This window comes from Corallococcus llansteffanensis (assembly GCF_003612055.1).
GTDB lineage: Bacteria > Myxococcota > Myxococcia > Myxococcales > Myxococcaceae > Corallococcus > Corallococcus llansteffanensis.
In genome coordinates this window covers 1-9012 of record NZ_RAWB01000406.1, presented here as the reverse complement: position 1 = coordinate 9012, position 9012 = coordinate 1, and the positions used below count along the sequence as shown (strand labels likewise).

Below are 9012 nucleotides of genomic sequence, written 5' to 3'. Positions count from 1 at the left end.
TGCCCGCGGTGCTGCACGCGCTCAAGCACGTGGTGGGGGAGGCGGGCGCGTGGCGCGGTGGCCGGCTGCTGCTGAACCTCAACCAGAAGGACGGCTTCGACTGTCCGGGGTGCGCGTGGCCGGATCCGTCGCACCGGTCGATGAATGAGTACTGCGAGAACGGCGCGAAGGCGGTGGCGGAGGAGGGGACGAAGGAGCGCGTGACGCCGGAGTTCTTCCGCGAGTGGAGCGTGGCCCGCCTCTCCGAACAGTCCGACCTGTGGCTGGGCAAGGCCGGAAGGCTCACGCACCCGATGGTGCTGCGCGAGGGCGCTACGCACTACGAGCCCGTGTCCTGGGATGACGCGTTCGCGCTGGTGGCGGAGGAGTTGAACGCGCTGGGCTCACCGGACGAGGCGGCGTTCTACACGTCCGGCCGCACGGGCAACGAGGCCGCGTTCCTCTACCAGTTGTTCGTGCGGGAGTTCGGCACCAACAACCTGCCGGACTGCTCCAACATGTGCCACGAGTCCAGCGGCACGGGGCTCACGGAGACGATTGGCATTGGCAAGGGCTCCGTCACGCTGGAGGACTTCGACCACGCGCAGGCCATCTTCGTCATCGGGCAGAACCCGGGCACCAACCACCCGCGCATGCTGACGGCGCTCCAGGCCGCCGCGCGCCGGGGCTGTGAGATCGTCAGCATCAACCCGCTGCCGGAGGCGGGCCTCAACCGCTTCAAGCACCCGCAGGAGGTGCTGCACCTCATCGGCCCCGGTACCGCGCTCAACAAGCTCTTCCTCCAGGTGCGCATCAACGGCGACGTCGCGCTCCTCCAGGGGCTGGGCAAGGCGCTGCTGGAGCGCGAGGCGAAGGCGCCGGGCACCGTGTTGGACAAGGCGTTCATCGAGGGCAGGACGGCGGGCTTCGACGCGTACCGGGCGCACCTGGAATCCGTCTCGTGGGACGACGTCGTGACGGAGAGCGGCGTGCCCCGCGAGCAGGTGGAGGCGGCCGCGGACATCCTGGCGCGCTCCGAGCGCACCATCTTCTGCTGGGCCATGGGGCTCACCCAGCACCGCAACGCGGTGGGCAACGTGCAGGAGGTGGTCAACCTGACGCTCCTGCGCGGGAGCATCGGCAAGGCCGGCGCGGGCGTGTGCCCGGTGCGTGGGCACAGCAACGTGCAGGGCGACCGCACGATGGGCATCTGGGAGCATCCGAAGCCGGAACTCATGGCCGCGCTGGAGCGCGAGTTCGGCTTCGCGCCGCCGCGCCACACCGGCCTGGACACCGTGGCCACGCTCAAGGCGATGCATGACGGCCGGGTGAAGGTGTTCTTCGCGCTGGGGGGCAACTTCCTGTCGGCCACGCCGGATACGGAGTTCACCGCCGAGGGCCTCCGGCGGACGCGGCTCACGGTGCACGTGTCCACCAAGCTCAACCGCGCGCACCTGGTGCACGGCCAGCGCGCGTTGATCCTCCCGTGCCTGGGGCGCACCGAGCACGACGTGCAGGCCACCGGAAGGCAGTTCGTCACGGTGGAGGACTCGATGGGGATGGTGCACGCGTCGCGCGGCGCCGTGGCTCCCGCGTCCGAGCACCTGCTCAGCGAGCCCGTCATCGTCGCCCGGCTGGCGCACGCGGTGCTGGGGGCGCGCTCGAAGGTGCCGTGGCTGTCGCTGGTGGAGGACTACGACCGGGTGCGCGAGCACATCTCCCGGTGCATCCCGGGCTTCGAGGACTTCAACCGCCGCGTGCGTGAGCCCGGCGGCTTCGCGCTGCCCAACGGCCCGCGCCAGGGCGTCTTCCCCACGCCGGACGGCAAGGCGCACTTCACCGTGCACGCCATGCCCCGGCTGCGGCTGGAGCCCGGACAGTTGTTGATGATGACGCTGCGCTCGCATGACCAGTACAACACCACCGTGTACGGGCTGGACGACCGCTACCGGGGCATCCACCAGGGGCGGCGCGTGGTGTTCCTGCACCCGGAGGACGTGACGGCGCGGGGGCTGACGGCGGGGCAGAAGGTGGACCTCACCAGCCACTTCCAGGGCGAGACGCGCGTGGCCCGCGAGTTCGTGGTGGTGCCGTACAACATCCCCCGGACGTGCGCGGCCACGTACTTCCCGGAGGCGAACGTGCTCGTGCCCGTGGACAGCCACGCCGAGAAGAGCCGCACGCCCACGTCGAAGTCCGTCGTCATCACCGTGGCCCCGAGTCCGGCGAGGCCCGCGTGAGTCCTTCGAGGTTCCATGCAGCCGTCGGTTGAAGCGGGTTGGCCGGAGTCGCTCCAGCCGCTCTATGCGCAGGTGGCGGAGGCGGTGCCCCAGGAGGCCGTGGCGGCGAGCGCCGGCTGGCGCGACACCTTCGCCCACTGGGTGCGCGGCGCGTCGTTGGAGGAGCGCACGCGCGCGCAGGCCGCCGCGTGGGAGCGGCTGTCCCCCGGGGAGCGCACGCCGGGCGAAGTGCTCTTCCTCGTGTCCACGTGCAGCGAGCTGCTCTGGCCCTACGCGGAGCCGCCCCCGGGCCTGTTGAGGCAGCTGCTCGCGAGGCAGCGCGACGCGGTGGCCGCGCTCCGGGACGCAGGAGAAGCGGAGGTCGCGGACAGGCTCCAGAAGGAGACGGACGCGGCGCTGTCCACCGTGCTCACGCGCTACCTGAAGCGCCACCCGGACGCGCTGCTGGCCCTGGTGCGGGGCGTGCCGTGCACTTTCGACGGCCGCGCGCTGCGCTTCCAGGACGCGGTGGACGTGGACCTGAAGCAGGTGCTGGGCGCGGGGCCGAAGTCGGTGGGGCTCCTGGAGCAGCTGCGCGCGCTGTTGCCGGACACGCGCGAGGAGGGCCGCGACCGGCTCGCCGAGTTCATCCGCACGCGCGCCGCCCGCGTCCCCTGGCGCGAGGCGAGCGAAGTGCTGGGCGAGCGGCTCTTCGCGCTGGCGACATCTCCGGACGGTCGCGGCGGCATGCGGGGCTTCCTCGCGTGCTACCCGAACGGGCGCAAGGAACCGGACTGGTGCTCGCGCGCGGGGCTGCTGCTCGCGCGCACGGTGGAGGTGGGCGGGCCGCCCGCGGTGGTGGAGAACCTGTGCGACCTGCTCACGCTCTTCGACTCGCCCCCGGTGGACGGGCTGCGCGGGGCGCTGGGCGCGCTGGTGCAGAGCGACTTCGAGGCGGCGGCGGACCTGGGCCACGCGCGGTTCGTGTTGGATCACTGCCTGGGCACGATGCGCAAGAACGAGCCCGCGCTCGCGCTCGCGCTCCTGTGGCTGGAGGAGCGGCTGTTCCGCGCGGCCGTGCGGCGCGGCGTGCCGGAGGCCTTCGAGCGGCGCACCCGCGCCCGCGCGAAGCTGGAGTCCTTTCCCGGCTTCGCGCACCTGGTGTGGCTCGCGGAGGAGTGCGCGGAAGTGTGGCCGCGCTTCCGCTCCCCGGCCCGGCCCGGGCTGGACGGCCTGGTGGCGTGGCGCGGAGAGGTAGCGCAGCGCATGGGCAAGAAGCCCGTGCTGCGCAAGGCGGCCATCGAGTTCCTCCTCTGGTGCGCGCCGGACGAGGCCTCGTCGGAGGCGGAGCTGGCGGCGCTGGCCCTGGTGCGCACCGCCACGGACCGGCGGCTGGTGCGCCGCATGCTGGAGCATCCGTCCCCCAAGGCCCGCTTCCGCGCGCGCTCGCTCCAGTCCTGGCTCCAGGCGGGCGCGGGGCAGGGCACCACGCCTGCTCCGGTGGAGCCCTCCGAGCCCGCCACGCTGACGGCCTCCCTGCGCCACCTGCACGCGACGCGCGCGGTGCCGGTGGGCGGACGCACCTGGCTGCGCGACCGCGACCTGGAGGACCTGCTGGTGGGCGCGGTGGGGCGCGTGGAGGCGGACGTCGCCTCGCGCCACCCGGAGCGCTTCCGCGAGGAGACCTCCGAGCTGGTCGCGGGGCTGCTGGAGGGCGTGCGCTCGGAGCTGGAGCGCATCCAGGCGGACCTGGGGTCGCTGCTGGCACAGGGGGGGCGCGCCTCGCCGCTGTCCCTGGCGATGACCGTGCAACGCGCACCGACCGTGCCTCGCGACGGCGGCGTGGAGGTGGCCTTCGTGGTGTCGGTGGAGCGCGAGGGCTTCGTGCGAACGCGGCGCGTCGTCCGGGTGCCGGTGGCGAAGCTGGAGCAGCGCGGCGAAGGCCAGTGGCTGCCCACGCTCCGGCTGGGCCGCGAGCGGCTGGACGCGCTGCTCACGCGCACGGAGGCCGCGTTCTGCCTCTTCCTCGTGCCCGCCTTCGTGCGCGCCGAGTGCTGGGTGGTGCCGGCGCGGCTGGCGCGGGCGCTGATGGAGACGCAGGGCGCCCTGTCCGGCGTGCCCCGCGAGGCGGCCCAGGGCGTGTCACGGCCCCTGGCGCAGTGGCTCGTCTATGACGTGCTGGGCCTGTGGGTGGGCGACGAGCGGCCCGACGTGGTGGACGCGGCGCGGGCCGGCGACACCGGCGCGGACTTCGTGGTGGACCTGATCGTGCGCTGAGCCGCCTTCCGGGTGGGATCGGAAAAGCCCGGGGAAATGTCCGGGAATATCCAGAAGCCCCGGCGTAAAGGCTGACGAGGGGTGCTGGAACATCGTCCGGGGCAGGGGCCCAGGTCGTCCGTCCGTTCTGAGAACGGGATGCATGCCTCCACGCGCGCGGCGTCGCCGTGTCTCCAGGGCTGTGAAAGGCATTCATCATGAAGAGGACACCTTCGCGTTCCGCGTGGGCGCTGCTGAGCTTTGCCCTGACCGCCGGCCTGAGCGCCTGTGGCGACGGCGCTGGAATGAATGCCGAGCACCGGCTCGTGTCGGCCTCCGACGCGCCCGTGTTCGCGCAGCAGGAGTCGGCGCTCTCGGACACGCTGGAGCAGTACGCGGCCAAGTGTGACGCCGCCATCGGCGCCACCGTGCCGGACTTCAACTGCGAGCTGGGCACGGTCGTCCCGACGACCAACCACCTCAACGGCAAGTGTGACCGGCCCAACCGCCTCAATGAGACGTGCGACCCGGACAGCAAGTTCCAGGTGCTGCTCAACACCGCGGACGTGTCCATCGTCGCGCACTGCCGCAAGCAGGGAAACGCGGCGAACTACTACGGCGACATCGCCGTCATCCAGACGAACAAGAAGAACGGCGCGACCTGCTTCTACCAGGCGTTGGGCACGCTCTACGGCGCGGCCGTGAAGGCGCCCTCCAAGGGCACCGGCGCGTGGAGCTGGAAGACGCCCGCCGACACGGCGAACATCCGCTGCGTGCGCTGCCATGACAACGGCGCGCTGGTGCGCTCGCCGTACCTGACGCAGGTGACCGGCGCGAACAAGCTGCCGGGCGCGGGCGACACCAGCTTCAACCGCGATCAGCCGTACCGCTTCATCGGCGCGGACTTCGCGTCATGGAAGGCCTACAAGGTGGAGGTCGCCGGCAACACGTGCCTGGGCTGCCACCGCATGGGCACCAGCAACCAGCTGGGCTACGACGACGGCGTGGCCCTGGATCTGGGCATCCGCGCGACGGCGACGTCGGAGACCGCGAAGAATCCGCACTCGCCCAGCTCGCCCATCTGGATGATGCCGGGCACCACCTACTACGACGCCAACAACGCAGCCTCCGCGGCGGCCATCCGCGCCTGTGCGCTGCGCCGCAACGAAGTCCCGCTGCCCAACACGGCTGCGTGCCGCATCACCCAGTACACGGACGTGGGCGCACCGTCCGCCGCGGGTTCGTTCACCGCGGTGTGGGAGCCGGGCTCGCAGTCGGAGATCCAGGTCTACGGCTGGTCGTACGCGGACTACCGCGAGAAGTATGATCAGCTCTGGCCGCAGGGCTGGCGCCTGTACTCGCTGCAGCCCTACGTGGTGGGAACGCAGGTGCTCTACAACGCCGTCTGGCGGCCGAGCACCGAGAACGAGATCCAGGTCTACGGCTGGTCGTTCGCGTCCTTCAAGGCGAAGTACGACGAGCTGTGGCCGCTCGGCTGGCGCCTGAAGCTGCTCCAGCCGTACGTGGTGAGTGGTCAGACGTATTACACGGCCGTCTGGCGCCCGAGCACCGAGGGCGAGACGCAGGTGTACGGCGCCACGTACGCGTCCTACCGCGCCACGTATGACGCGCTCTGGCCGCAGGGCTGGCGCCTGAAGCTGCTCCAGCCGTACGTGGTGAACGGCCAGGTGCTCTACACGGCGGTCTTCAAGCCGAGCACCGAGGGCGAGATGCAGGTGTACGGCGCCACCTATGCGTCCTACCGCGCCACGTATGACACGATCTATCCGCAGGGCTGGCGGCTGAAGATGCTGGAGCCGTACGTGGTGAACGGCCAGGTCTTCTACACGGCGGTCTTCAAGCCGAGCACCACCAGCGAGACGCAGGTCTACGGCTGGGACAACGCGAGCTTCCGCTCGCGGTACGACGAGCTGTGGCCGCTCGGCTGGCGCCTGAAGATCCTGCGCGCCTACTGAGTCTTGCCGGTGCGTTGAACGAAGCCGTGCCCTTGGGGGGGAGCATGTCCGCGATGAAGCTGTCGAACGAGGAGGCCGCCGTGTCGCGTTTCCACTGCGAGATGAAGACGGAGCGGAAGGGGGCGCGTGCGCGGGCTCCGGACGAGCGACCGGGCACCTTCGTCGATGGGGTCCGGTGGCGCCTGTCGCGGCCTCGAAGGGGAAGCAGCGCCAGCCTGGGCCATGTCTCCGTGCGCCCGGAGGCCCGTGAGGAAGGGGGAGCTCACGGGCTTCCGGAGCGCGCGGCCTTCGGGGACCTGGTGGCCACGTCCGCCTCGGCCCGGGCCAGCTTCGACCGGATGGCGTGCGCGGCGGCCTGCCACGCGACGGTGTTGCTGGAGGGGGAGACGGGCACGGGGAAGAGCCGCGCCGCGCTCGCCATCCACCGGGCGGGGACCCGTGCGAGCGCGCCCTTCCTCGTCGTGGACTGCGGCGCGCTCCCGGCCAACCTGCTGGAGAGCGAGCTGTTCGGCCACGAGAAGGGGGCCTTCACCGGCGCCATCCAGCGGCGCGTGGGGGCCTTCGAGGAGGCGGACGGCGGCACCATCTTCCTCGATGAGATTGGGGAGCTGCCCGCGGAGCTGCAGCCCAAGCTGCTCCGCGTGCTGGAGAACCGGGAGATCCGCCGGCTGGGCTCCAACACGCATCAGGCGGTCAACGTGCGCGTCATCGCGGCCACGCACCGCGACCTGCGCGCGGAGGTGGAGGCGGGCCGCTTCCGGGCGGACCTGTACTTCCGCCTCGCCGTGGTGGGCATCCCGCTTCCGGCCCTGCGCGAGCGGCCGGAGGACATCCCGCTCATCGCCGAGCGCATCCTCGTGGGCCTGGGCGCCACGCCCGAGCAGCTGGCGTCGCTGACCGCGCCGGAGTTCCTGGCGCAGCTCCAGCACGCCGCGTGGCCGGGCAACGTGCGCGAGCTGCGCAACCACCTGGAGCGCTGCCTCGTGTTCCAGAGCGCGCTGCCGCCCGCGATGTCCGCGTCGGGCGTCATGGCTCCGGCGCCCCGCGCGGTGGACGCCTCGCTGACGTACGCGGAGTCCCGTCGTCGGGCGCTGGAGGAGTTCGAGCGCGACTACGTGGAGGCGCTCCTCAAGCTGCACGGGGGCAAGGTGTCCCGGGCCGCCGCCGCCGCGGACATGGACCGCGTCTACCTGTACCGGCTCCTGCGCCGGCACGGCCTGCGGAGCTGACACGCCGCGAGGGGCCGTTCACAAATCCCACGCGGGAAGGGGACAGCTGGCGGAGAATCCCGCCCATGTCCGGCACCCTCTTCGACCTTCACTCGCTTCCGGCGATGCCCGCCGCGCTCCTCCGCGCGGCCTTCACCCGCAGGAAGGGCCATGGAACGGCCCTGCCGGACCTGACGCTGCGGGCGCACGGCTGCCGCGCGTCCCCCGTGCTGCTGGAGCGCTACCGGGCCGCGTGCGGCTTCGATGCCGACGGCTTCCTGCCGCTCACGTACCCGCAGGTGCTCGCGACGCCGCTGCACCTGGGCCTGCTGGGCCTGCCCGACTTCCCGTACGCCGTGCTGGGCACGGTGCACGTGCGCAATCACATCCAGCAGCACCACCGCCTGCCGGACACCGCCGCGCTCACCGTGGCCTGTCACTTCGACGGACACCGCGAGGTGCCCGCGGGCCACGAGTTCGACCTGCACACCCGCGTCGAAGCGGAGGAGAGCGGCGAGCTGCTGTGGCAGGCCGTCACCACCATGCTGCGCCGGCACGGGGCCCGGAAGGACCCGGACGCCCCGCGCAAGGACCGCCCGCCCGACGACGCCCAGGCCGCGCGCTTCGCGGCGAGCCGTCCCGCCCCGTGGGCCATCCCCGCCGACACCGGCCGCCGCTACGCGCGCGCCTCCGGCGACTACAACCCCATCCACCTCACCGCCCTCACGGCGCGGCCCTTCGGCTTCCCGCGCGCCATCGCGCACGGCATGTGGACGCTCGCGCGCTGCGTGGCGGAGCTGGGGGAAGCGGCCCACGCGGACGCGCTCCGGCTGGACTGTGACTTCAAGAAGCCCCTGCTGCTGCCGGCCCGGGCGACGTTCCAGACGGCCCGCGAGTCCGCGGGCGTGGCGTTCCGGGTGCTGTCGGAGGAGGGGAAGCCGCACCTGCTGGGGCGACTGGGCTGAAACAGGCGATGCGTCGTCGGGCCGGAGGGCGGCCCGCCAGGCGTCAGTCGCTCAGCTCCGGCAGGTCCGGGAGGCTGTCCGGATCCAACTTCATCAGGGCGCACAGCCGGCTCAGCGTGGGGATGGTGGGGACCATCACGCCACGCTCGACGCGGGCGAGGACCTCCACGCCCAGCTCCAGATGCTCAGCGACTTCCTCCATGGAGAGCCCCGCCTGCTGCCGCGCCGCCTTCAGCGCCGCGCCAAGCGCTTCGGCCCGCTCTCTCCGACTCTGTGTCATCCCCCGAGCATGGCGCCAACTGGCCCTCCCGTCACTTGAATCCCACACGCACCCCTCCAGGACGGTGGCCCGCCCGGGGGCCTGTCCCGGCTGGCGTGAAGTCCCCAACAACACGCCACCCCCCTGTCC

6 protein-coding genes are annotated in these 9012 nt (G+C 72.0%); 5 read left to right on the top strand and 1 reads right to left on the bottom strand.

Translation table 11 applies throughout. The features are described 5' to 3' along the window. From D7V93_RS29950 to D7V93_RS29930, 5 genes are all read left to right on the top strand, one after another. Nucleotides 1-2219 (top strand): FdhF/YdeP family oxidoreductase (locus D7V93_RS29950; RefSeq protein WP_120646641.1); only part of this gene is annotated, 2219 nt, incomplete at its 5' end. A gap of 15 nt (nucleotides 2220-2234) precedes the next feature. Further along, nucleotides 2235-4475, top strand: a complete 2241-nt coding sequence (locus D7V93_RS29945) for a hypothetical protein (RefSeq protein ID WP_120646639.1) — start codon at nucleotides 2235-2237, stop codon at nucleotides 4473-4475. Nucleotides 4476-4672: 197 nt separating this feature from the next. Continuing rightward, the gene (locus D7V93_RS29940) at nucleotides 4673-6430 is read left to right on the top strand and encodes a hypothetical protein (protein WP_120646638.1); all 1758 of its coding nucleotides are present in this window, start codon (nucleotides 4673-4675) and stop codon (nucleotides 6428-6430) included. A 44-nt stretch (nucleotides 6431-6474) separates the two neighbouring features. Beyond that, a complete protein-coding gene (locus tag D7V93_RS29935) occupies nucleotides 6475-7659 on the top strand; it encodes a sigma-54 interaction domain-containing protein (RefSeq protein WP_279636959.1) in 1185 nt (394 codons plus the stop codon). Between the two features lie 65 nt (nucleotides 7660-7724). Then, complete coding sequence (locus D7V93_RS29930) at nucleotides 7725-8603, top strand: MaoC family dehydratase (protein WP_120646637.1); 879 nt, start codon at nucleotides 7725-7727, stop codon at nucleotides 8601-8603. A 43-nt stretch (nucleotides 8604-8646) separates the two neighbouring features. Here D7V93_RS29930 and D7V93_RS29925 read toward each other — a convergent pair whose 3' ends face one another. Continuing rightward, nucleotides 8647-8883, bottom strand: a complete 237-nt coding sequence (locus tag D7V93_RS29925; RefSeq protein WP_043321491.1) for a helix-turn-helix domain-containing protein — start codon at nucleotides 8881-8883, stop codon at nucleotides 8647-8649. Nucleotides 8884-9012 lie beyond the last annotated feature (129 nt).

Bases quoted from the DNA above. Each gene is read 5' to 3' on its own strand.
- D7V93_RS29945 (WP_120646639.1), top strand. From the start codon at position 2,235: ATGCAGCCGTCGGTTGAAGCGGGTTGGCCGGAGTCGCTCCAGCCGCTC.
- D7V93_RS29940 (WP_120646638.1), top strand. From the start codon at position 4,673: ATGAAGAGGACACCTTCGCGTTCCGCGTGGGCGCTGCTGAGCTTTGCC.
- D7V93_RS29935 (WP_279636959.1), top strand. From the start codon at position 6,475: ATGTCCGCGATGAAGCTGTCGAACGAGGAGGCCGCCGTGTCGCGTTTC.
- D7V93_RS29930 (WP_120646637.1), top strand. From the start codon at position 7,725: ATGTCCGGCACCCTCTTCGACCTTCACTCGCTTCCGGCGATGCCCGCC.
- D7V93_RS29925 (WP_043321491.1), bottom strand. From the start codon at position 8,883: ATGACACAGAGTCGGAGAGAGCGGGCCGAAGCGCTTGGCGCGGCGCTG.